Origin of the sequence: Stenotrophomonas maltophilia, from assembly GCF_013464485.1 — a bacterium.
Lineage (GTDB): Bacteria > Pseudomonadota > Gammaproteobacteria > Xanthomonadales > Xanthomonadaceae > Stenotrophomonas > Stenotrophomonas maltophilia_AW.
In genome coordinates, this window is sequence record NZ_RAUX01000017.1 from 24379 (window position 1) to 45235 (window position 20857).

The following is a 20857-nucleotide window of genomic DNA, read 5'->3' on the forward strand; positions in this document are numbered from 1 at the left end:
CCAAAGCCACAGCCGCACCCAGTCGCTTCAAACTAGGCGTGGTTGCCGTTGCTCTTGATGCTCCCGTTTCCCTTGAGCGCAGGGTGGCGATGCGCCGGCCTTGGTAGCTGCCGACCTTGGTCGGCTTATCCACGCATGGCGTGAATCTACCCACGTGCCGACCAAGGTCGGCAACCACCGGAGCGCGATCAGCCCGCTCAACCCACCGGCAACAGAATCGACACGCACAGCCCGCCATCGCCGCGGTTCTGCAACGACACCCGACCACCGTGCGCCTCCACGATCTCGCGCGTCAGCGCCAGCCCCAGCCCGGTGCCGTTGCGCTTGGTCGAATAGAACGGCATCAACGCGTTCTGCAGCACCTGCTCGTTCATGCCCTTGCCACGGTCGAGCACGTCCAGGCGCAGCCACTGCGGCAACCGCGTCAGTTGCACCTGCACATCGTCGTTCGGCGGATCCGCCTCGGCGCAGGCTTCATGCGCGTTCTTCAACAGATTCAACAGCGCCTGCCCGAACTGCGCAATATCGATGCGGCTGCTCAGCTCCTCATCCGGCTCGCGGTCCATGCCGAACGGGATCTGCTGGCGGAGGCTGGACAGGAACGGTGCCCAATGCACGGTCTGCAGCTGCGGCTGCGGCAGCTTGGCAAAGCGCGCATAACCGCGGATGAAGCCTTCCAGATGGCGCGCGCGGTCCTCGATGGTGGTGAAGATCTCCGGCAGCCGATCGAAGCGCTCACGCTGCACCATTACACCGCCGGAATGGGCCAGCGAGGCAATCGGCGCCAGTGAATTGTTGAGTTCGTGGCTGATCACCCGGATCACCTTCTTCCAGGTCTGCACTTCCTGGCGGCGCAGTTCGGCGGTCAGCAGGCGCACCAGCAGCAGATCGTGCGGGCGGCCGTTGAGCTGGAAGGCGCGCCGCGAGAGGTGGTAGACCTGCTCGTCATCCTCATCGCCATCCTCGGCCTCGGCATGCACCGCGAACAGGCTGTCTCCGCCACGAGCGATGGCATCGCGCAGTTCCACCGGCACCTGTTCCAGCACGTCCTCCAGGCGCTGGCCTTCCAGCTTCCAGCCGCCATGCAGCAGCTTGCGTGCAGCCAGATTGGAGAACACCACCCGTGCGATGCCATCGCCGCCGGCGGCGATCAGCAGCATCGCCACCGGCGTGTTCTGCACCATGGTGTCCAGCAGCAGCTCGCGCTGCACCAGGCCCTGTCGCTGCGCACGCAGCACGTCGCCCAGCTCGCGGTGCGCCTGCACCAGGTCGCCCAGTTCATCGTTGCCCGGCCAGTGCACGCCGAAGTTGTACTCACCGTCGCGATAACTGCTGGTGGTCCCCGCCAGGGCACGCATCAGCGAGCGCACCGGCGCGGTGGCGCGGCGCAGAGTCCACCACATCAACGACAGCAGGATCAGCGCCGATACCGTGGTCACCACCCAGCCATGGTCCATCCAGTAGGCCAGCAGCCACGGCAATGCGGCGGCCAGCGCCAGCACCGGCAGCAGGCGCAGGAACAGGCGGAAGGTGAACGAGCGCCGCTTCATTCGCGCGGAATACCGTGGCGGTCCATGCGCCGGTACAGCGCCTGACGGCTCAGGCCGAGCTCGGCCGCAGCCTGGGCGATCACGCCGTGGTTGCGTGCCAGCACATCCTCGATGCGTGCGCGGTCGGGGTCATTGCCGGCGCTGGGGGCAGGGCGTGGTGCAGGCGCTGCGCGCGGCAGGTTGAGATCGGCCACTTCGATGCGGTTGCCGGTGGCCAGCAGCTCGGCGCGCTGGATCACGTTGCGCAGTTCGCGCACGTTGCCCGGCCAGGGGTGCCGCTGCAGTGCCGCTGTGGCGGCACTGGACAGCGGCTTGCCGGCGGTCAGGAAGCGCTCGGCCAGCGGCACGATGTCGCCCGGTCGTTCGGCCAGCGGCGGCAGCACCAGTTCTACCGTGTTGAGGCGGTAATAGAGGTCTTCGCGGAAGGTACCGTCGCGGATCATCGCCGGCAGGTCAGCGTTGGTGGCGCTGACCACGCGCACCTTGACCTGGCGTTCGCGGTTGGAGCCCAGGCGTTCGAAGCGGCCGGTTTCCAGTACGCGCAGTAGTTTCATCTGGCCGCCCAGCGACAGGTTGCCGATCTCATCCAGGAACAGGGTGCCACCATCGGCGGCCTCGAACTTGCCTTCGCGCGCCTTGTTGGCGCCGGTATACGCACCGGCTTCGGCACCGAACAGTTCGGCTTCGATCAGTTCCGAGGGCAGCGCGCCACAGTTGACCGCCACGAACGGACCCTTGGCCACCAGGGAATTGGCCTGGATGATCTGCGCGATCTTTTCCTTGCCGGCACCGTTGGGGCCGGTGATCAGCACCGGCAGTTCCGAGCGTGCGACCTGGCAGGCCAGCGCGATCACGCGCTCGCTGGCGGGGTCGGCGAAGACCGCGCCGCACAGGTCGTACTTCTCTTCCAGCGCGTTGCGCTGGCGCAGTTCACGGCTGCGGCGCCGGTCCAGTTCGCGGCGCGCCTCGGACAGTTCCAGCAGGTTGTTGACCGTGGTCATCAGCTTGCGGTCGTCCCAGGGCTTGGCCAGGTAGTCGGCGGCGCCGGCCTTGACTAGGTCCACGGCGCTGCTCAGATGGGTCCACGCCGTGAGCAGGATCACCGGCAGGTCCGGATGGCGCGCGCGGATCTGCGCGAACAGGGCCTCGCCTTCTTCGCCCGAGGTGGTGTCCTCGCTGAAGTTCATGTCCTGGATCACCAGGTCGACTGGCTGCGATTCGAGCAGGGCCAGCCCTTCGGACGGGCTCTGCGCCTGCAGGGTGTCGATGTCGTGCAGGGAGAACAGCACGTCCAGCGCGGTACCCACGCTGGCGTTGTCGTCGATGATCAGGATCGCAGGCATCAAGCAGTTCTGCAGAAAGGGATGGGCGGCGCCGTTGGAGCCGTTCGTGTCCACGCACCGGGAGAGCCCGGCGCCACCCATCAAGCATAGCCAAACCCGTGGCTGTGCAGGAGCGGGCCCCGCTCAGCGCCGGGGAGGGGCCGGGGGCGCTGGCGGCGCAGGTGGCGGCGGCACCTCCAGCGCCTGGCGCCAGGCTGCGGCGTCGACCGCCACCGTCAGTTCGCGTCTGTCGCGGCGCAGCAGCAGATAGGCGGTGGCTGCGTGGGAATGGCGCAGGGCCTCGGCCAGATGATCGACCCGGCGCACCGCCGTGTCGTCCACGCGCAGGATGCGATCGCCACTGCGCACGCCGAAGCGCGCTTCCGGGCTGGCAGCCTGCACTTGCACCTGGCCTTCGGTCGAGCGCAGCGACAGCTGCGCGGCATCCTGGCGCCATTCCAGTGTCTGCGCGTTGCCGCCGCCGGCCAGAGCCGGCAGTGGCAGGAGCAGCATCAGGGACATCGCGCGGGCACGCATCTCACGCGCCCCGCGTGGCGACCGCAGGCGGTACCGCCGCCGCACGCCGTGCCGGACCGAACACGGCGATCTGGCCCAGCACCCACAGCAGCAGCGCACCCAGCGGCAGGTAGTACAGCGGCATGCGCGGCAGCTCGTACAGGTTCATCAGGGCCAGGTTGATCGCGTAGGCGGCCAGCATGCCCAGCACGATGCCCAGTGTGGCCAGCAGGAAGTTCTCGGTCTGGAAGTAGCGCAGGATCTGCCCGCGGGTCGCGCCCAGCGCACGGCGGATGCCGATCTGCTTGCTGCGCTGCTGCACCCAGAAGCTGGCCAGGCCGATGATGCCCAGCGCAGTGACCACCAGCAGCGAGATGCTGACGGTGATCAGCAGGCCGACCATCGCGCGGTCGTTCTTGAAGAAGTCCTTGCGCTGGTCTTCATAGGTCAGCTTGTCGCGCATCAGCCGGTTGGGGTCGTTGCGTTCCAGCGCGGCGGCACCGGCATCGAGTACCTCCTGGCGGCGTTCCGGCGAAGTGCGTAGCACATACGTGCCACCTTCGTCGAAGGTGCGCCGCATGGGCAGCAGCATCGAGTTGGTCCAGTTGTCATTCCAGCCATTGGGCGTGCTGAGCGTATCGACGATGCCGACCACGTGCAGCGGCTGCTTGCCCATGTAGTAGGTCTTGCCCAGCGCACTGCCGTTGGGTTCCATCTTGGCGGCGGTGGACTGGGTGAGGATGACCGGAATCGCCTTTTCCTTGGCGCCGCCCTTGCTGGCGTCTTCGAAGTTCTGGTACTCGTCGGGCAGGAAATCGCGGCCTGCGATCAGATTCATGCCCATCGTGGCCAGCCCGTTTTCGGAAAGCGTGTACATCGAGGCGTTGGTGGTCGGCCGTTCCTGGTCGACCTCGCGCGAGATGCTGCTGCTGGAGGAGCCGTTGCGGAAGGGAACCTGGTTGATGATCGTGACATGGCTGACGCCGGGGATCGCACGCAGCGATGCCAGATCCTCGCGGGTGCGGGCCATGGCGTCGGTCTGCTTGCCGATACCGCTGACGCGCAGCATCACCAGTTCGCTCTCGGCGATGCCGCTGGGCATGCTGATCTTCTCCACACGCTGGCTGACCAGGAACAGCGCGTTACAGACGATGGCACAGGTCAGTGCGACTTCCAGCACGATCAGGGCAGCGGCGGTCTTGTGCCGGCGCAGCGTGCTGAGGATGGGGCGGATGTCCATGGGAGTCCTCGTTCGGGTGCTTACTGCGACTTGAGCTGGATGGCCGGGGTGACCTGCATGGCGCGCCAGGCGGGCAGGAAACCGGCGGCGAGGCTGGCAAACAGGGTCAGGCCCAGCGCGAGCAGCAGCATGTTGCCGTCCAGGTGGGCCAGCTTTGCGTACTCCACCGGCTGCTGGCGCACCGCGAACAGGCCGAGCAGGGCCAGGCCGATGCCCAGCACGCCACCGACCACGCCGACCGCGCCGGCTTCCACCAGGCACTGCAGGAAGATCTGGCCGCGGCTGGCACCGAGGGCGCGGCGCACGCCGATCTCACCGCTGCGGCGCAGGAACTTGGCCAGCAGCAGGCCTACCGTGTTGACCAGACAGACACCGAGGAATCCCAGCGCCAGCCACAGCTGCAGGCGCACGTCGCTGGGCACCGCGCCGTTGAAGTCCAGCCACTCCATCACGGTGCGCAGGCGCACGTTCGGCGGATGCTTGAAGCGGCCGGCTTCACGCTGCTGGGTCGAGTAGTTCTCCAGGTAGCGGCGGTAGTCGCCGGCCTTGGCCGGGTCCATTTCCACCCAGTACTGCAGCCATGCGCACGGTGCATTGAGCGAGTAGCTGTTGCCGTCGGGGTTCTCGCCGAAGCAGTTCATGTTGCCGTTGTTGCCCAGCTTCAGGTCGAACGAGGTGGAGATCGGCAGCAGCAGGTCTTCGTTCTTGCCGTAGCTGCCGGTGGTCAGGTCGTAGAAGTGCGGCTCTGGGCTCCATTCCTTCATCACGCCGACGATGCGGTAGCTCTGGCCTTCCATCCGCAGGTCGCGTCCCACGCTGTTGGCGCCTTGGTACAGCTTGTCATTGAGCGCCTTGGAGATGACCACCACGCGTGCGCGACCTTCATCGTCCTCGCGCGTCCAAGGGCGGCCGTACTGCATGGGCACCTCGAACATCGGGAAGAAGTCGGCCGAGGTCCAGCGGGTGTCGATGCTGAAGGGCTTGAGGGTGCTGTTGTCCGGTTCGATGGTGCCGCCGCCGCCGCTCATCAGCGCCTGGCGCTCGCCCTTGGCTTCGCGCAGCAGCGCTTCACCGTCGAAGCGGGTCAGCTGGGTTTCCGGCTCTTCGCCGGCGACGTAGGCACCGGTAGCGGCATCCAGCTGGACGTAGAACAGGCGGTCACTCTTGCCGGGAATCGGGTCACCGGACAGCACGTGGAATACGGTCAGCGTGGTCATCGAGGCGCCGATGCCAAGTGCGATGGCGATCACCATCAGCGCGGTCAGGACCTTGTTGCGGCGAAAACTGCGCGCCGCCAATCGGGCGTAGTAAGCGAACATGGTCGGGCCCTCACTCGTTCACTGCGACGATGTGGCGCACCGGCGTGGCCAGCACCGGCTCGCGCACCAGGTCGGTGACCTGGCCGTCGACGATGTGCACGTTGCGCTGCGCGCGTGCGGCCAGTTCCGGGTCGTGGGTGACCATCACGATGGTGGTGCCGGCGGCGTTGATTTCCTCCAGCAGTTCCATCACGCCGCGGGCCATCTGCGTATCCAGGTTGCCGGTCGGTTCGTCGGCCAGCAGCAGGCGCGGGCTGCCGGCCAGGGCGCGGGCGATGGCCGCACGCTGCTGCTGGCCGCCGGACAGTTCGTTCGGGTAGTGCTTCATGCGCGAGCCCAGGCCGACCTGGGTGAGCGCCTTCTCGATGCGTTCGCGGCGCTCGTTGGCACTCATCTTCCGGTAGCGCAGCGGCACGTCGACGTTGTCGAACAGGTTGAGGTCCGGGATCAGGTTGAAGCCCTGGAAGATGAAGCCGATCTTCTGGTTGCGCAGGCGGCTGCGCGCATCATCGCCCAGCGTGCTCACGTCCTGGCCGTCCAGCATGTACGTGCCGCTGGTGAAGGTTTCCAGCAGGCCGGCAATGTTGAGGAAGGTGGTCTTGCCGGAGCCGGACGGACCGGTGACGGCGACGAACTCGCCTTCCTTGACCTGCAGTTCCAGCGAGCGCAGTGCGTGGGTTTCCACCTGTTCGGTGCGGAAGACCTTGGCGACCGAACGCATTTCGAGCATGTACATGGGGTGTCCTCTCTCCAGGATTCAGGTATCAGGTATCAGTTGACGGAGACGCGTTCTGCGTCCTTGAACAGGTCGCTGCCGGAGACCACGATGCGGTCGCCCGGTTGCACACCCGACTTGATTTCCACTTCGCCCAGGCTGCTGACGCCCAGTTCCACCGGACGGCGCACGGCGGTGCGGCCATCCATCACGTAGGCCATGCCATTGCCCTGTTCGACGAACGGGCCGCGCTCGACCTTCAGCACGTTCTTGCGGGTATCGAGCAGCACGCGCACCGACATCCGCTGGCTCTGGCGCAGGCCTTCCGGTTGCGCACTGGCGAAGCGCACGCGGGCGTTGACCTCGCCGTTGACCACTTCTGGCGACACCGCGCTGATCTCGCCCGGGAACGGCTGGCCGTTGCCACCGGTCAGCTGCGCAGGCATGCCGATCGCCAGGTCGCGGGCGAAGCTCTCCGGTACCTTGATCTCGACTTCGAACTTGGACAGATCGACCACGCCCAGCACCGGTGCGTTGGCGGCCAGGTTGGTGGACTGCACCGCCTGCACCTGGCCGACCTGGCCATCGAACGGCGCACGCAGCGTCAGCGCATCGACCTGGCGCTGCACTTCGGCCACCACCGCCTTCTGGCGATCGGCCAGCAGGCGCTTGTTGCGGGCGTCCAGGTCGGCGCCCTGGCTTTGCAGGCGCGCATCGGTGGTGGCGTTGGCCAGGGTGATGTCGGCCTTCTTCAGCGAGTCCTTGGCCTTGGCCAGGTCGATCTGCGGTACTGCACCGCCGTCGTAACCGCGCTGGTAGCGCTGCAGGTCGCGGTCGGCGGCCTGCCGCTCGATGGTGGCCTGGTCGGTTTCCTTGCGCGACTTGGCGCGGGCCAGGGTGGCGTCCAGCGCGGCGCGGCTGGCCTCGGCTTCCAGGCCGGCCAGGGTGGCCTGTTCCTGGGCCAGCTTGCTGCGCAGTTCCGGGCTGTCGATGATCGCCAGCTCCTGGCCCTTCTTCACCACATCGCCGGCGACCACCTTCAGGTCCACGGTACCGGCCGAGATGGCGTACAGGATCGGGCTGTTGGCGGCGATCACGCGGCCGTCGGCGGCGATGTCGCGGACCAGGTCGCCGCGCTTCACTTCGGCGATGCGCACGCGGCTGCTGTCGAAAGAGCGGCTGGCATTGGACCAGGCGTGCACGGCCCAACCGATGCCGGCGAGCAGGGCGATCGCGCCCAGCGCCGGCCAGCGGTAGCGGTAGCGGTGCCAGTTGGCGCGCGGGGCGCTGGCCGGGGCGGAGGAAACGATCTGGTCCTGTGCGGAAGTGTCGCGGATCATCGGGTGCGTGCCTGACGGTGGTAATCAATACCAAGCACGTAGCGTGCCAACTTTATTTCATTTATTTTCAATGAGTTGGCGTTTATGTGGACGTGTCCGGGTGTCCGCGGACACCTTTCCGGACACTTTCATTAAGCGGACAGGAGGGGGAAGGCGGACACGCACGCTAGAATGCCGCGATCGTCTTCAAGGAAACGCGTGACATGTGTGGAATCGTGGGTGCGATCGCCGATCGCGACGTAGTGCCGGTACTGATCGAGGGTCTGAAGCGCCTTGAGTACCGGGGTTACGATTCCTCCGGCATCGCCGTGATCGACCAGGGAGAGCGGCCGGAAGTGCGCCGTGTGCGTCGTACCGGTCGCGTGTCGGAAATGGCCACGGCGGCCGAGGCCGAGGGCTTCAACGCGCTGCTGGGCATCGGGCACACCCGTTGGGCCACCCATGGCGGTGTCACCGAGGCCAACGCGCATCCGCACATCAGTCACGGCGTAGCGCTGGTGCACAACGGCATCATCGAGAACCACGAGGAACAGCGCGAGAAGCTGCGCGCACTGGGCTACACCTTCGAATCGCAGACCGATACCGAAGTCATTGCCCATCTGATCCACCATCACCTGAAGGACGGCGATGACCTGCTGGTGGCACTGCAGCACACAGTGAAGGAACTGACCGGCGCCTACGCGCTGGCCGTGGTCAGCCGTGCCGAGCCGGAACGCTTCGTGTGCGCGCGCATGGGCTGCCCGCTGCTGGTCGGCCTGGGCGAGGGTGAGAACTTCGTTGCCTCGGATGTGTCGGCAGTGATCTCGGCCACGCGCAAGGTGATCTTCCTGGAAGAGGGCGACACCGCCGAAATCCGTCGCGACGGCGTGCGCATCTTCGACGGCCATGACCAGCCGGTCGAGCGCGAGGTGCACCTGTCCGACGTGTCGCTGGCCTCGCTGGAGCTGGGCCCGTACCGCCACTTCATGCAGAAGGAAATCCACGAGCAGCCGCGTGCGCTGGGGGACACCATCGAGGCGGCGATCGACGCCGGCGGTTTCCCGGCCGAACTGTTCGGTAAGAATGCCGAGGCCGTGTTGTCGGGCATTGAAGGCGTGCAGATCCTCGCCTGCGGCACCAGCTACTACGCCGGCCTGACCGCACGTTACTGGATCGAGGCGATCGCCGGCCTGCCATGCAGTGTGGAAATCGCCAGCGAGTATCGCTATCGCGCGGCCTATGCGAACCCGAAGCACCTGATCGTCACCATTTCCCAGTCCGGCGAAACGCTGGATACGATGGAGGCGTTGAAGTACGCCAAGTCGCTGGGGCACACGCACACGCTGTCGATCTGCAACGTGCCGGAAAGTGCGATTCCGCGCGCCAGTGAGCTGGTCTGCTACACCCGCGCCGGCGCCGAGATCGGCGTGGCCTCGACCAAGGCGTTCACCACCCAGCTGGCCGCACTGTTCCAGCTGACCGTGGTGCTGGGCAAGCTGCATGGCCGCATCGACGCGGCACAGGAAGTGGATTACCTGGAGCAGCTGCGCTTCCTGCCGGGCAGCGTGCAGCACGCGCTGAACCTGGAGCCGCAGATCGCGGCATGGGCCGAGCGCTTCGCGCGCAAGGCCAACGCATTGTTCCTGGGGCGCGGCCTGCATTACCCGATCGCACTGGAAGGCGCGCTCAAGCTCAAGGAAATCTCCTATATCCACGCTGAGGCCTATCCGGCCGGTGAACTGAAGCACGGCCCGCTGGCGCTGGTGGACGAGGATATGCCGGTGGTGGTGATCGCCCCCAACGACAGCCTGCTGGAGAAGGTGAAGTCGAACATGCAGGAAGTGCGTGCGCGTGGCGGCGAACTGTTCGTGTTTGCCGACCAGGACAGCAATTTCAACGAGTCCGAAGGCGTGCATGTGATCCGCACGCCGCGCCATGCCGGCGTGCTCAGCCCGATCGTGCACACCATTCCGGTGCAGCTGCTGGCTTACCACACCGCACTGGCGCGCGGCACCGACGTGGACAAGCCGCGCAATCTGGCCAAGAGCGTGACGGTGGAGTAAGGCCTGGCCGATCTGCTGGCAGTACCGACGAGGGCGGCCCGATGGGTCGCCCTTTTTTCATGCCGGCATGGCATTCTCTGCGGCCGAACCCGCGCATCACGGAGGATGCCTGTGCAGGCTGCCATGCGACGATCCATGCCCTGCACAGTGATGCCGGAGCTTCATTTCACTGTTGGCAGTGCACACCCGCAACGGGTGTGCCTGGCCATGTCCATTCCGCGCGCGATGGCGCGCATTACAGGGGCTGTAGATGAAAAAGCTGCATGGAGTCGCGTTGGCGGTGGCAATCAGTGCGCTGTCCGGTTGCGCGAGCGTTCCGATGACCGAGAAGAGCGTGGTGGATACGGCCAAGACCTTCCCGGCACCGCAGGACGGCAAGTCCGGGGTGTACGTGTTCCGCAACAGTTTCGTCGGCAAGGCACTGAAGAAGGATGTGCTGATCGATGGGCAGTGCCTGGGCGAAACCGCCGACAAGGTGTTCTTCTATACCCAGGTTGCCGGTGACCAGGAACATGTGATCTCCACCGAGTCGGAGTTCTCGCCCAACGACCTCAAGCTGTTTACCGAAGCCGGTCGCAACTACTTCATCCAGCAGTCGATCAAGATGGGCGTGTTCGTTGGCGGCGCGAAGCTGACGGTGGTTCCGGAAGCGGAAGGGCGCAGCCAAGTGATGCAGCTGAAGATGGCCCAGAACGGGCGTTGCTCGAAGTAACCCCGGTGGCCGGCGGGAGGCTGCGCCTTTCGCCGGCCCACCCGAAGTGGGACGGCGCAGGGCCGTTCTGTCCGTGCCCGGCCGCGGAAGATCAATCTTGAGTGCGCGGAACCGCCGGTGTTCAGCCTCGGTTTCAGCGGCGGTGCCATTCTCTGGATCGTCGGTGGGTTCCCACGACGAACTGTCCCATCGGTGCCGGTAGTGGCCGTGGTCGGCAGTCGTAGAATCGAACCGACCGAGATACGGGTTGCGCTGCCGGACCCGCCTCGTTGGCGTTGCAGCACGTGGTCTGCCGGTCCGGTCCAGGAGCGCGCAGCCGGTGCGCCAGACGTGCGCTGAAAGGTCTGTTCCCGGGGAGGGGGCGTATCGGAAGAGCACACTTTTTTGACTTCAGTGACCTGCACCAGGAAACAAGAATGAACGTCCGCGAACTCCTGCAATCCAAGAAAGAAGCTGTCATCACCATCGATGCGGAAGACACCATCGGTGCCGCCGCCCACAAGATGAGCGCGAACAAAATCGCTGCGCTGGTGGTGATGAAGGACGATGCCCCGGTCGGCATCATCTCCGAAAAGGACATCGTGCGTACCCTGGCCGATGACGGCCCGCAGGCCGGGCGCCGGGTGATTTCCAGCGTGCCCTCCACCGGTCTGGAAGGCATCGCGCCGGAAGCCACGCTGAAGCAGGCCATGTCGCTGATGACGTACTCACGGCGCCGTCATCTGATGGTTACCGACGGCACGCGCCTGGTCGGCATCCTCAGCCTGGGCGACATCGTGAAGAACCTGCTGGGCGAGCTGGAGCTGGAAAAGGCCGTGCTGCAGGACATCTACATGGCGGCGCATTGACGCTGCAACAGAAGCCTCGCTGGTAGCAGAACAACGGCCGGGTGCGGATGCACCTGGCCGTTTTCCTGTGCGCGCTTTGATTCGGCTAGTCTGATCAGGCGTGAACGTGCACGTTGCAGACAGCGAGAGGAAATGGAATGTTCCAGAATGCGAGAAGGGAATTACTGGGCCCGCTGCATAGCCTGCTGAAGCGGCCGCTGGAGTTCCGCGCGGTGGACAGCATTGAGAAGCATCTGCGCCGGTTGCTTGAAACACGCCCGGACTACGACGCATTGCGTGAGCTTGCGCGCTGGTACGACGCACAGCGGGCGGCCGTATTGCCGCTGTTGCCGGCACTGCATGCGGAGTTGCAGGATCGGCTCTCCATCATCCTGCCTGCCGGTGCCTGTGTAGATCGCGTAGCGACCAGCGTGCGGCACGGGCAGGGCGGCGCCGAGCCATTCCCGCAATGTGCGCAGGCATCGGCGCAGATCCAGCTGGAGCGCCTCTCCGACCTGCTGGAGCTCGCCCAGTGCGGAGCGGGCGATCCATCGCAGGACGACGTTGTATGCCAGACCCTGCAGGTCATGCTGCTGAGCGAGGCGCTTGCGCTGGTGCTTTCCGGATTGGCGTGCGCCTCCCGGCAGAGTGACGGATCGCTGCTGCTTGAACCCGGCGATGACCACAGCCTGGGTCTGCTGAAGCAGGCCTGGTTCGCGCGGTGGCTGGACAGCAACAGCGCGATGGCGTTGATGTTCCGCATTGCCGAGTGTTCCGCTCAGGCCGCGGGGCGTTCCACGCAACTGGATGAGCTGCTGGCCCATGCGGTACTGGACCGGGCACTGACCGTTACCTGGGCGTTTCTGGAATCGGATGCCACCTCGCACAGAAGCATGGCCTTTGCCCATGACGCTGCTCGTCTGGTCGTTTTCATGCTTTCCCGCCATGGAGCAGGAGAGATTTTCATTGGACGAGCACAGCTGCGCGAAGCGCACCTGGATGATGTCCTGCAGACCATCCTGGCGTGGCAGTCAAAGGGATTGAGAACCGATTGGATGGTGGTGCCGGGGCCGACGGGCTACATGCTGGCCGGTGGCTGGGACAAGGCGCTGCGCTGTGTGCTGGTGCAGTTCGCGCAGTCGGCCGGTGAGACCGAGCTGCTGCGTAGGCTGATCGGCGGTGATGGATTCGAACGGAGCTATATCCGAAGCCGCCTGGAACGCCAGCTGATCCAGCCGCAGCGCTATTCCGTGCACGAGGGAATCCAGAAGCACCATGTGCTGAAGGATCCGCCAGCCGATCTGGATGTGGAGTACATCCTTCACGACTCGCTGTTGCAGCATCACTACTTCATTCAGGCCAAGCACGCCGCCAGGGGCGAGGTGGGGTATCTGGACAGCGTGGTCGCGGCGCTGCAGAAGGATCTCAGCGATGGCCTGCGGCAGTTGCGAGGGGCCAAGGCCTGCCTGGAAGATGGCCGGCTGGAGCCCCTGTGGGCGTCACGCGGGTTGTCGGGCGTGACCGCCGCCAACAGCAGTTTCCTGCTGGTCCATAACATCGCGCATCTTGACCTGCAGGTGACCGACGATGGCATCGCGCTTTATGACTGGCGGACGCTGCGGAATCTACTGGATGACGCGGCCGTCACTGTCAGAAGGCCTGGGGAGCAGGAGATCCTTCGGCGCGCTGCTTCACCACTGAGCGTCGCCAATCCGATGGATGTGGTGCACACGTTGCTTTCCGAACACGGCATCTATGCGGGAGCCGAACAGGCCGTGTGGGCACCCTTGGCCGTCACCAGTTCGATGGAGCTGGTGGCCGGCCGTGTGCATATGCGCGCCTTGGGGATCTGAGGGCGCCGCGCGCATCCAAGCGGACACCGCGTCGGCACCGGGCAGCTCCGATCGCAGCCAGGGCCTAGAACGTCACCTTGACCGAATCCGCGCTGTAGTTCGCCGGGCCGTGGTAGACCACCTCGATGTTGTTGCCATCCGGGTCCAGCACGAACGCCCCGTAGTAGCCCGGATGGTAGGGACGCTCGCCCGGCGCGCCGTTGTCGGTGCCGCCGGCGGCGATCGCGGCGGTGTGGAAGGCATCCACGGTGGCGGCATCGCGGGCCTGGAAGGCCAGGTGATGGCGACCGGTCAACTGGCCGGCCGCAGCCTCGCTGCTGGCGCTGGAAATGAACAGCTCGTCGGCCCAGAAGTAATCATCGCCTTCGCCGGCGATCGGGATGCCGATGGTGTCGAACACCGCCTGATAGAAGCGGCGGCTGGCGGCCAGATCACGCACCACCAGCTGGATGTGGTCGATCAGGCGGCCACGGTGCAGTTCCATCGTTTCCATACGAACCTCGCAGAAAAAGGGGACGGAGGGGATTAAGTCACTTTCGGCCCAATAGTGCCAGAAACGACTTAATCCCCTCCGTCCCCTTTTTTGTCAGTTGGCGATGATCTCGACCCAGTAGCCGTCCGGGTCCTTGATGAAGGCCAGATTCTTCATGCGGCCGTCGGTCAGGCGCTTCTGGAAGGTGACGCCAAGGGCCTCGAAGCGCTGGCAGGCGGCTTCGATGTCCGGCACCGACACGCAGATATGGCCGAAGCCGCGCGGGTCGCTGTTGCCGTCGTGGTAAACCGCGCCGTCCTGGTTCTCGGTGCCGTGGTTGTGGGTCAGTTCCAGCACGCCCGGAAGGCCGGCCATCCACAGGCGGCGCTGGGCATCGTCTTCCGGTACCAGCGCGCCGGCCGGCACGTAGGCCAGGAAGTACAGGCTGAACTGGGCGTCCGGGAAGTCGCGCTTGTCGATCAGCTGGTAGCCCAGCACGCGGGTGTAGAAGTCCAGCGAGGCAGTGATGTCCTTGACCCGCAGCATGGTGTGGTTGAACACGAAGCCGTTGGTCTCGGCCGGGGCCTGGGCGGCGACGCCGGGAACATCGCGCAGGGCGGGAATGGTCATGGGGGAGTCCTTCAGACAGGGCCGTTGCCGGCCGGATGGTGTCATTCTACCGGCCAGCACCTGACAGCACCGCGACGTACAATGGCCGGATCGCACCGTTCCGTCCTGACAACGATTGCCCGCCATGTCGCAGCGTGAATGGGTGGCCTCCGCCATCCGCAAGATCGAAGCCGATTTCAACCGTTCCGCCGATACCCACCTGATCCCGTTGGCGCTGCCAGGGTTCGAGGGCATCGACCTGTACCTGAAGGATGAATCGAGCCATCCCACCGGCAGCCTGAAGCACCGGCTGGCGCGCTCGCTGTTCCTGTATGCGTTGACCAATGGCTGGTTGCGCGAAGGGCGCCCGGTGATCGAGGCGTCCAGCGGATCGACTGCCGTCTCCGAAGCCTATTTCGCGCGCCTGCTTGGTTTGCCGTTCATCGCGGTGATCCCGGCCACGACCTCGCCGGAGAAGATCGCGGCGATCGAGTTCCACGGTGGCCGCTGCCATCTGGTCGAGCGTGCCTGCGACCTCAACTGTGATTCGGAAAAGCTGGCCCGTGAAACCGGCGGCCACTTCATGGACCAGTTCACCTATGCCGAGCGCGCTACCGACTGGCGTGCCAACAACAACATCGCCGAATCCATCTTCAAGCAGATGGCCGAGGAGCCCAGCCCGGTTCCGGAATGGATCGTGTGCAGCCCCGGCACCGGCGGCACGGCGGCCACGCTGGGCCGCTATGTCAGCTACCGGCGGCATGACACCCGCATCCTGTGCGCGGACCCGGAAGTGTCGGTGTTCTTCGATGGCTACAAAGCGGCTGTGGCCGGTGAGCAGGATTGGCGCGGCCTGACCTGCAGCGGTGGCTCGCGCGTGGAAGGCATTGGCCGGCCGCGGGTGGAGCCGAGCTTCATCCCGACCAGCGTCGATGCGATGGTGAAGGTGCCCGATGCGCTGAGCCTGGCCGCGATGCGCCATGTCAGCCGCCAGCTGGGCCGTCGCGTCGGTGGCTCCACCGGCACCAACTTCATCGGCGTGCTGCAGGCGGCACAGTGGATGCGCGAGGCCGGTCACCAGGGCAGCATCGTCAGCATTCTGTGCGACAGCGGCGAGCGTTATGCGCAGAGCTACTATGACCCGGCGTGGTATGCGCGGCAGGGCATCGATGTTGATGGCGCTGATGCACAGCTGGCAGCCGCAGTGGCTGGGCAGGGGCTGCCGGCATTGCCGTGGTGCAGCCTGGAAGCGCTGTAGGACGGTCGACGTTGTCGCCGGGGAGCAGCGCAGAGGCGTGCGTCGATTGGGTAGAGTCGACTGTTAGTCGACTGCTCTACGCTCAGGTCGCGAAAATCCCGCGCTGCGCGCGATAGTCGACTAACAGTCGACTCTACCGGTCACCGGTCACCAGGGCGTCTCAATACCCCGCCGCGGTGAACGCATCCAGCACCGCATCGCGCAACGCGTCGGGCAGCGCCTCGATGTCCATTGCGCGGTCGTCCAGATGCAGGCTCGGGTCCAGCGTGCTGGCACGGCCCTGGGCCAGTGCCTGCAGCCACAGCAGCACGCAGATCACGAACTCGCGCTCGTGGCCCAGCTGCAGCTGGCTGGCGCCGCGCTCGACCACTTCGAACGGGTACCACTCCTGGGCATCGTTGAACGTGCCACCCTGCTGCAGCACTGTCTGCAACTGCTGCAGGTGGCGCGGGGCGTCGTCGCCGGCGTCGCACAGCGCGGCGATCCAGGTCAGTTCGGCCGTACTGGCGGACAGCGCCAGCGACCGTGCCGGTGAGGCGGATGCAACTGCAGCCAGACCTTCCATGTGGGGCCTCGTTCGATACCTACCGCTGCGGACTCCCCCGCAGCCAGAGCTTCGGCGCCGAACCGTAAGGCCGACGTGAATGCCGGGCCGTGCCCCCTTGTCAGCCATGCCTGGCAGCGCCATATCTACCGGGCTGCCCGCCTGCCGGGCCCGTACCCTGGAGACCTGCCGTGACCGTTGCCAACCCCCTGCTCGATTTTTCCGGCCTGCCGCGATTCGAGGCGATCCAACCCGAGCACGTGGCGCCGGCGCTGGATGTGCTGCTGGCCGAGGCCGAAGCCGCCGTCAGTACGGCCGAACAGGTGCAGTCGGTGCGCTGGCAGACCTTCGTGGCCCCGCTGGATGACGCCACCGAACGCCTCTGGCGTGCCTGGGGCCTGGTCGGCCACCTGCAGGGCGTGGTCAACACCCCCGAGCTGCGCGAAGCCTACAACAGCAACCTGCCGCGGGTGACCCGCTTCGCCAGCGCGCTGGGCCAGAACCTGGCCCTGTATCGCCAGTATCAGGCACTGGCCGCCAGTCCGGAGGCCGCAGGCTTTGATGAATCCCAGCGCAAGGTGCTGGACAACACCCTGCGTGATTTCCGCCTTGGTGGTGCCGAGCTGGCGCCTGAGGCGCAGCAGCGCTTCGCCGCGATCAAGGAGGAGCTGTCGGCGCTGTCGGCGAAGTTCTCGCAGAACGTGCTCGACGCTACCGATGCGTGGTCGCTGATCATCGAGGACGAAGCACGACTGAAGGGCCTGCCGGATGACGTGAAGGCCGCCGCGCATGCCGCGGCAGAGAAGGACGGCAAGACCGGCTGGAAGCTGACCCTGCAGATGCCGTGCTACCTGCCGGTACAGACCTGGGCCGAAGACCGCGACCTGCGCGAGATCCTGTACCGTGCCAGCGCACAGCGTGCGTCCGAGTTCGGCGACGACGCGCTGGACAACAGCGGCAACATCGACCGCATCCTGACACTGCGCGCGGAACTGGCTGCATTGCTTGGTTTCGGCTCGTACGGCGAGTATTCGGTGGCGACCAAGATGGCGCAGGATCCGGCGGAAGTACTCGGCTTCCTGCGTGACCTGGCGGCGCGCGCCAAACCGTTCGCGGCCAAGGACCGCGCCGAGCTGGAGCAGTTCGCACGCGAGCAGCTCGGTATCGAACAGCTGCAGGCCTGGGACCTGGCCTTCGCCGCCGACCGCCTGAAGCAGGCGCGTTACAGCTATTCCGAGCAGGAAGTGAAGCAGTACTTCACCGAGCCGAAGGTGCTCGGTGGTCTGTTCTCGGTGATCGAGCAGCTGTACGGCCTGCGCGTCCAGGAAGACAGCGCACCGGTCTGGCACGAGGACGTACGCTTCTTCCGCCTGGTCGATGCGCAGGGCGCGCTGGTCGGCCAGTTCTACCTGGATCTGTACGCACGCGAAGGCAAGCGCGGCGGCGCCTGGATGGATGATTGCCGCAACCGCCGCGTGCGCACCGATGGCAGCGTGCAGACGCCGCTGGTCTACCTGGTGTGCAACTTCGGCCGCGGCGCGAACGGCAAGCCGGCCACCTTCAGCCACAACGAGGTGACCACGCTGTTCCATGAAATGGGCCATGGCCTGCATCAGCTGCTGACCCGCATCGGCGAGCTGGGCGTGGCCGGCATCAATGGCGTGGAATGGGATGCGGTGGAACTGCCCAGCCAGTTCATGGAGAACTTCTGCTGGGAGTGGGACCACCTGCAGGGCATGACGGCGCATGTGGAAACCGGCGAACCGCTGCCGCGCGCGCTGTACGAGCGCATGCTGGCCGCGCGCAATTTCCACAGTGGCATGGCCACCGTGCGCCAGCTGGAATTCGGTCTGTTCGACATGCTGCTGCACAGCCAGTACGAGCCGGCGCAGGACAGCGTGCTGGCGCTGCTCGATCGCGTGCGCGGCGAAGTGGCGGTGAACCATCCGCCGGTCTGGAACCGCTTCCCGCATCAGTTCAGCCACATCTTTGCTGGCGGCTATGCGGCCGGCTATTACAGCTACAAGTGGGCCGAGGTGCTCAGCGCCGATGCCTACGCCGCGTTCGAGGAAGCACCGCAGGCACTGGCGGAAACCGGTGCACGCTTCCGTGATGAGATCCTGTCGCGGGGTGGCAGCCGTCCGGCGGCGGAGAACTTCAGGGCTTTCCGTGGCCGCGCGCCGCAGATCGACGCGCTGCTGCGCCACTCGGGCATGGCGTAAACCGCTCTGGTAGGTGCCAACCCTGGTTGGCACGTTCTGGCAGTGGTGCGGACCAAGGTCCGCACCCACCGAAAAGCGGTGGTGGGGGCAACCCTGCATGACCGCTGTGGTGGGTGCCAACCTTGGTTGGCACTTTCTGGCAGTGGTGCGGACCAAGGTCCGCACCCACCGAAAAGCGGTGGCGGGGGCAACCCTGCATGACCGCTGTGGTGGGTGCCAACCTTGGTTGGCACTTTCCGACAATGGTGCGGACCAAGGTCCACACCTACCGAAAAGCGGTTCTCTATTCGGCGTAGATCATCTTCCGGGTCATGCCGCCGTCGACGATGAAGTCCTGTCCGGTGCTGAAGCCGGACAGCGACGACAACAGGTACACCGCCAGTGCACCGATGTCCTCGGGTTGGCCGACACGGCCAACTGGGTGCTGGGCATGGTCGATGGTCGAGTAGTCCGGCTCGTGGCGGCGCGAGGGCGCCTGCCAGGCCGTAGTGCCGATCCAGCCGGGACTGATGCTGTTGACCCGCACTGCCGGTCCGGCGCTGATCGCCAGTGCATGGGTGAAGGCCACCAGCCCGCCCTTGGCCGCGGCATAGGCTTCGCTGTGGGCTTCCGACTGCCAGGCACGGGTGGAGGCGATGTTGATCACCGCGCCTGCGCCACTGGCGGTCAGTGCCGGCAGCGCATGCTTGCAGCACAGGAAGGCGCCGTGCAGCGAGGACAGGCGGCGCTGCCACTCATCCCAGTCCATGTCCTGCAGCCGCGTGCCGTGCGGGCCGGCGATGCCCGCATTGTTGACCAGCCCGTCGATGCGGCCGAAGCGCTGCAGTGCCACTGCGATGAACGCGCACACGCTGGCTTCGTCGGTGATGTCCAGGTGCTGGAACGCGGCATCCTCATCGCGCTGCCATTCGTCCAGGCAGGCCCGTCCGGCCGCGTCGTCGAGGTCGCCGATCAGTACGCGTCCACCGGCACCGAGCACGGCCTGGGCGATGCCACGGCCGATGCCGTTGGCGCCACCGGTCACCAGCACCACCTTGCCTGCCAGCGGCGCGGCCGGCCACGCGGCAATTGGCGGCACGCGGCTCATGACAGGTCTTCGCCGCGCAGGCGGCGATGCCAGCCGTCCACGCCGATGCGGTCCAGGGTCTGGATGTTGCGCTCCACGATCACGTCCGGGTCCGGATAGACATCCACCGCGCGTGCCACGCTGTCTTCGCGCAGCAGGTGCAGGGTGGGGAAGGGGGCGCGGTTGGTGTAGTTGCTGGCGTCGTCTGCGGCCACGCCATCGAACTGGTAGTCCGGGTGGAAGCTGGCCACCTGCAGGATGCCCTGCAGGTCCAGCGCCTCGATCGCTGCGTCGGCGTTGTCGAGGAAGTCGTTGTAGTCAAGGAAGTCGGTCAGCACCTGCGGATGCACGATCAGCGTCGTGTCGATCTGCTCGGCCGGCGTGTCGCGCAGCAGCACCAGTTCCTCGGCCAGCTGTTCGACCAGCGCTTCCGGTGTGGTCGCATCGCTGAGCACGAAGCGGACCTGGTCTTTCACGTAGACCGCCTTGGCGAACGGGCACAGGTTCAGGCCGATGACGATGCGTTCCAGCCACTGGCGGGTGGCGGCGATCGGATCATCGGTGGGCAGCTGGGAATCGGTCATGGCGGGCACGTCGGCTGGCGGGGGCCGCCATTGTAGGCGCGTGACTGGCAACGCGCCGTCGTGCCTGCCGCTGGCAGCGCCGGGCCATGCCCGGCGGAAGCCTCAGTCGCGGAAATTGTTGAACTGCAGTGGCAGCTCGAACTTGCCCGCCTTGAGCACGGCGATGGCGTCCTGCAGGTCATCGCGCTTCTTGCCCTGCACGCGCAGCTTGTCACCGTTGATCTGGCTTTCCACCTTCAGCTTGGCGTCCTTCAGTGCGGCGGCGATCTTCTTGGCGATCTTCTGCTCGATGCCCTGCTTGACGGTGATCTTCTGCCGGGCCTGGGCCAGGTTGGTCTCGATGTCGCCGAATTCCAGGCTCAGCACGTCGATACCGCGTGCGGCCAGGCGCGCGCGCAGGATGTCGTTCATCTGCTTGAGCTGGAACTCGGTCGGCGCGGTCTGATTGATGACATCGCCGTCGCGCTCGAACTTGGCGTCCACGCCCTTGAAGTCGAAGCGGGTGGCCAGTTCGCGGTTGGCCTGGTCGATGGCGTTGGTCAGCTCGTGGGTGTCGACTTCAGACACGACGTCGAAGGAGGGCATGGGCGAGGCTCCGCAGGTTTCAGTGACGGCCATTCTATCGCGAGGGCCGCTTACCCGCCCTCTGTAGAGCCGAGCCCACGC

Annotated in this window: 19 protein-coding genes; 6 read left to right on the top strand and 13 right to left on the bottom strand. The window is 65.9% G+C overall.

Annotated elements, in window-relative coordinates; all coding sequences use genetic code 11:
- Nucleotides 1-197 precede the first annotated feature (197 nt).
- From D7Y61_RS08400 to D7Y61_RS08430, 7 genes are all read right to left on the bottom strand, one after another.
- Nucleotides 198-1550 (bottom strand): sensor histidine kinase, encoded by a 1353-nt coding sequence (locus D7Y61_RS08400; RefSeq protein ID WP_180865896.1) that lies wholly within the window; start codon nt 1548-1550, stop codon nt 198-200.
- Nucleotides 1547-2893, bottom strand: coding sequence for a sigma-54-dependent transcriptional regulator (locus D7Y61_RS08405; protein ID WP_180865897.1), 1347 nt, complete (start codon nt 2891-2893; stop codon nt 1547-1549). The genes D7Y61_RS08400 and D7Y61_RS08405 overlap by 4 nt, the downstream gene beginning before the upstream one ends.
- A 123-nt stretch (nt 2894-3016) precedes the next feature.
- On the bottom strand, nt 3017-3394 hold the full coding sequence (locus tag D7Y61_RS08410; RefSeq protein WP_180865898.1) for a PDZ domain-containing protein: 378 nt from the start codon (nt 3392-3394) through the stop codon (nt 3017-3019).
- A 16-nt stretch (nt 3395-3410) separates the two neighbouring features.
- Nucleotides 3411-4628 (bottom strand): ABC transporter permease, encoded by a 1218-nt coding sequence (locus D7Y61_RS08415; protein ID WP_180865899.1) that lies wholly within the window; start codon nt 4626-4628, stop codon nt 3411-3413.
- 20 nt (nt 4629-4648) lie between these two features.
- Entirely contained in the window at nt 4649-5947 is a 1299-nt protein-coding gene (locus tag D7Y61_RS08420) for an ABC transporter permease (protein ID WP_043035642.1), read from the bottom strand.
- A gap of 10 nt (nt 5948-5957) precedes the next feature.
- A complete protein-coding gene (locus D7Y61_RS08425) occupies nt 5958-6683 on the bottom strand; it encodes an ABC transporter ATP-binding protein (RefSeq protein ID WP_049429240.1) in 726 nt (241 codons plus the stop codon).
- Nucleotides 6684-6718: 35 nt separating this feature from the next.
- Nucleotides 6719-8002 carry an efflux RND transporter periplasmic adaptor subunit gene (locus D7Y61_RS08430; protein WP_180865900.1) on the bottom strand — a complete coding sequence of 428 codons (1284 nt, stop codon included), beginning with the start codon at nt 8000-8002 and terminating at the stop codon, nt 6719-6721.
- A gap of 203 nt (nt 8003-8205) precedes the next feature.
- Between D7Y61_RS08430 and glmS the strand changes: the two genes are divergently transcribed.
- The 4 genes from glmS (at nt 8206) to D7Y61_RS08450 (ending at nt 13436) form a co-directional block, all read left to right on the top strand.
- Entirely contained in the window at nt 8206-10044 is a 1839-nt protein-coding gene (glmS, locus tag D7Y61_RS08435) for a glutamine--fructose-6-phosphate transaminase (isomerizing) (RefSeq protein WP_180865901.1), read from the top strand.
- A gap of 250 nt (nt 10045-10294) precedes the next feature.
- A complete protein-coding gene (locus D7Y61_RS08440) occupies nt 10295-10756 on the top strand; it encodes a DUF2846 domain-containing protein (RefSeq protein ID WP_053518720.1) in 462 nt (153 codons plus the stop codon).
- A gap of 416 nt (nt 10757-11172) precedes the next feature.
- Nucleotides 11173-11604, top strand: coding sequence for a CBS domain-containing protein (locus D7Y61_RS08445; protein WP_164137747.1), 432 nt, complete (start codon nt 11173-11175; stop codon nt 11602-11604).
- A 137-nt stretch (nt 11605-11741) separates the two neighbouring features.
- Nucleotides 11742-13436, top strand: a complete 1695-nt coding sequence (locus tag D7Y61_RS08450; RefSeq protein WP_180865902.1) for a hypothetical protein — start codon at nt 11742-11744, stop codon at nt 13434-13436.
- A gap of 64 nt (nt 13437-13500) precedes the next feature.
- Here D7Y61_RS08450 and D7Y61_RS08455 read toward each other — a convergent pair whose 3' ends face one another.
- Together D7Y61_RS08455 and gloA are read right to left on the bottom strand one after the other, a co-directional pair.
- On the bottom strand, nt 13501-13929 hold the full coding sequence (locus D7Y61_RS08455) for a VOC family protein (RefSeq protein WP_107231948.1): 429 nt from the start codon (nt 13927-13929) through the stop codon (nt 13501-13503).
- A 93-nt stretch (nt 13930-14022) separates the two neighbouring features.
- Nucleotides 14023-14538: a lactoylglutathione lyase gene (gene gloA, locus D7Y61_RS08460; protein WP_180865903.1), complete on the bottom strand. Its 516-nt coding sequence runs from the start codon at nt 14536-14538 to the stop codon at nt 14023-14025.
- Nucleotides 14539-14662: 124 nt separating this feature from the next.
- Here gloA and D7Y61_RS08465 point away from each other — a divergent pair, with 124 nt between their 5' ends.
- On the top strand, nt 14663-15775 hold the full coding sequence (locus D7Y61_RS08465) for a PLP-dependent cysteine synthase family protein (RefSeq protein WP_180865904.1): 1113 nt from the start codon (nt 14663-14665) through the stop codon (nt 15773-15775).
- A gap of 160 nt (nt 15776-15935) precedes the next feature.
- Here the strand turns inward: D7Y61_RS08465 and D7Y61_RS08470 are convergent, their stop codons facing one another.
- A complete protein-coding gene (locus tag D7Y61_RS08470; protein ID WP_180865905.1) occupies nt 15936-16340 on the bottom strand; it encodes a hypothetical protein in 405 nt (134 codons plus the stop codon).
- Nucleotides 16341-16510: 170 nt separating this feature from the next.
- Between D7Y61_RS08470 and D7Y61_RS08475 the strand changes: the two genes are divergently transcribed.
- The gene (locus D7Y61_RS08475; protein ID WP_180865906.1) at nt 16511-18541 is read left to right on the top strand and encodes a M3 family metallopeptidase; all 2031 of its coding nucleotides are present in this window, start codon (nt 16511-16513) and stop codon (nt 18539-18541) included.
- A 283-nt stretch (nt 18542-18824) separates the two neighbouring features.
- Here the strand turns inward: D7Y61_RS08475 and D7Y61_RS08480 are convergent, their stop codons facing one another.
- The 3 genes from D7Y61_RS08480 to D7Y61_RS08490 form a co-directional block, all read right to left on the bottom strand.
- Entirely contained in the window at nt 18825-19628 is an 804-nt protein-coding gene (locus tag D7Y61_RS08480) for an SDR family oxidoreductase (protein ID WP_180865907.1), read from the bottom strand.
- Complete coding sequence (locus D7Y61_RS08485; protein WP_180865908.1) at nt 19625-20191, bottom strand: DUF1415 domain-containing protein; 567 nt, start codon at nt 20189-20191, stop codon at nt 19625-19627. Before D7Y61_RS08485 ends, D7Y61_RS08480 begins: the two co-directional genes overlap by 4 nt.
- Before the next feature lie 102 nt (nt 20192-20293).
- Nucleotides 20294-20776, bottom strand: a complete 483-nt coding sequence (locus tag D7Y61_RS08490) for a YajQ family cyclic di-GMP-binding protein (protein ID WP_006471121.1) — start codon at nt 20774-20776, stop codon at nt 20294-20296.
- Nucleotides 20777-20857: the final 81 nt, after the last annotated feature.

Excerpts from the sequence above, each read along its gene's own strand:
- D7Y61_RS08465 (WP_180865904.1), top strand. The coding sequence starts at position 14,663 with ATGTCGCAGCGTGAATGGGTGGCCTCCGCCATCCGCAAGATCGAAGCC.
- D7Y61_RS08410 (WP_180865898.1), bottom strand. The coding sequence starts at position 3,394 with ATGTCCCTGATGCTGCTCCTGCCACTGCCGGCTCTGGCCGGCGGCGGC.
- D7Y61_RS08480 (WP_180865907.1), bottom strand. The coding sequence starts at position 19,628 with ATGAGCCGCGTGCCGCCAATTGCCGCGTGGCCGGCCGCGCCGCTGGCA.
- D7Y61_RS08430 (WP_180865900.1), bottom strand. The coding sequence starts at position 8,002 with ATGATCCGCGACACTTCCGCACAGGACCAGATCGTTTCCTCCGCCCCG.
- D7Y61_RS08405 (WP_180865897.1), bottom strand. The coding sequence starts at position 2,893 with ATGCCTGCGATCCTGATCATCGACGACAACGCCAGCGTGGGTACCGCG.
- D7Y61_RS08425 (WP_049429240.1), bottom strand. The coding sequence starts at position 6,683 with ATGTACATGCTCGAAATGCGTTCGGTCGCCAAGGTCTTCCGCACCGAA.
- D7Y61_RS08440 (WP_053518720.1), top strand. The coding sequence starts at position 10,295 with ATGAAAAAGCTGCATGGAGTCGCGTTGGCGGTGGCAATCAGTGCGCTG.
- D7Y61_RS08470 (WP_180865905.1), bottom strand. The coding sequence starts at position 16,340 with ATGGAAGGTCTGGCTGCAGTTGCATCCGCCTCACCGGCACGGTCGCTG.
- D7Y61_RS08485 (WP_180865908.1), bottom strand. The coding sequence starts at position 20,191 with ATGACCGATTCCCAGCTGCCCACCGATGATCCGATCGCCGCCACCCGC.
- D7Y61_RS08415 (WP_180865899.1), bottom strand. The coding sequence starts at position 4,628 with ATGGACATCCGCCCCATCCTCAGCACGCTGCGCCGGCACAAGACCGCC.
- D7Y61_RS08445 (WP_164137747.1), top strand. The coding sequence starts at position 11,173 with ATGAACGTCCGCGAACTCCTGCAATCCAAGAAAGAAGCTGTCATCACC.
- D7Y61_RS08450 (WP_180865902.1), top strand. The coding sequence starts at position 11,742 with ATGTTCCAGAATGCGAGAAGGGAATTACTGGGCCCGCTGCATAGCCTG.
- D7Y61_RS08455 (WP_107231948.1), bottom strand. The coding sequence starts at position 13,929 with ATGGAAACGATGGAACTGCACCGTGGCCGCCTGATCGACCACATCCAG.
- D7Y61_RS08400 (WP_180865896.1), bottom strand. The coding sequence starts at position 1,550 with ATGAAGCGGCGCTCGTTCACCTTCCGCCTGTTCCTGCGCCTGCTGCCG.
- gloA (WP_180865903.1), bottom strand. The coding sequence starts at position 14,538 with ATGACCATTCCCGCCCTGCGCGATGTTCCCGGCGTCGCCGCCCAGGCC.
- D7Y61_RS08420 (WP_043035642.1), bottom strand. The coding sequence starts at position 5,947 with ATGTTCGCTTACTACGCCCGATTGGCGGCGCGCAGTTTTCGCCGCAAC.
- D7Y61_RS08490 (WP_006471121.1), bottom strand. The coding sequence starts at position 20,776 with ATGCCCTCCTTCGACGTCGTGTCTGAAGTCGACACCCACGAGCTGACC.
- glmS (WP_180865901.1), top strand. The coding sequence starts at position 8,206 with ATGTGTGGAATCGTGGGTGCGATCGCCGATCGCGACGTAGTGCCGGTA.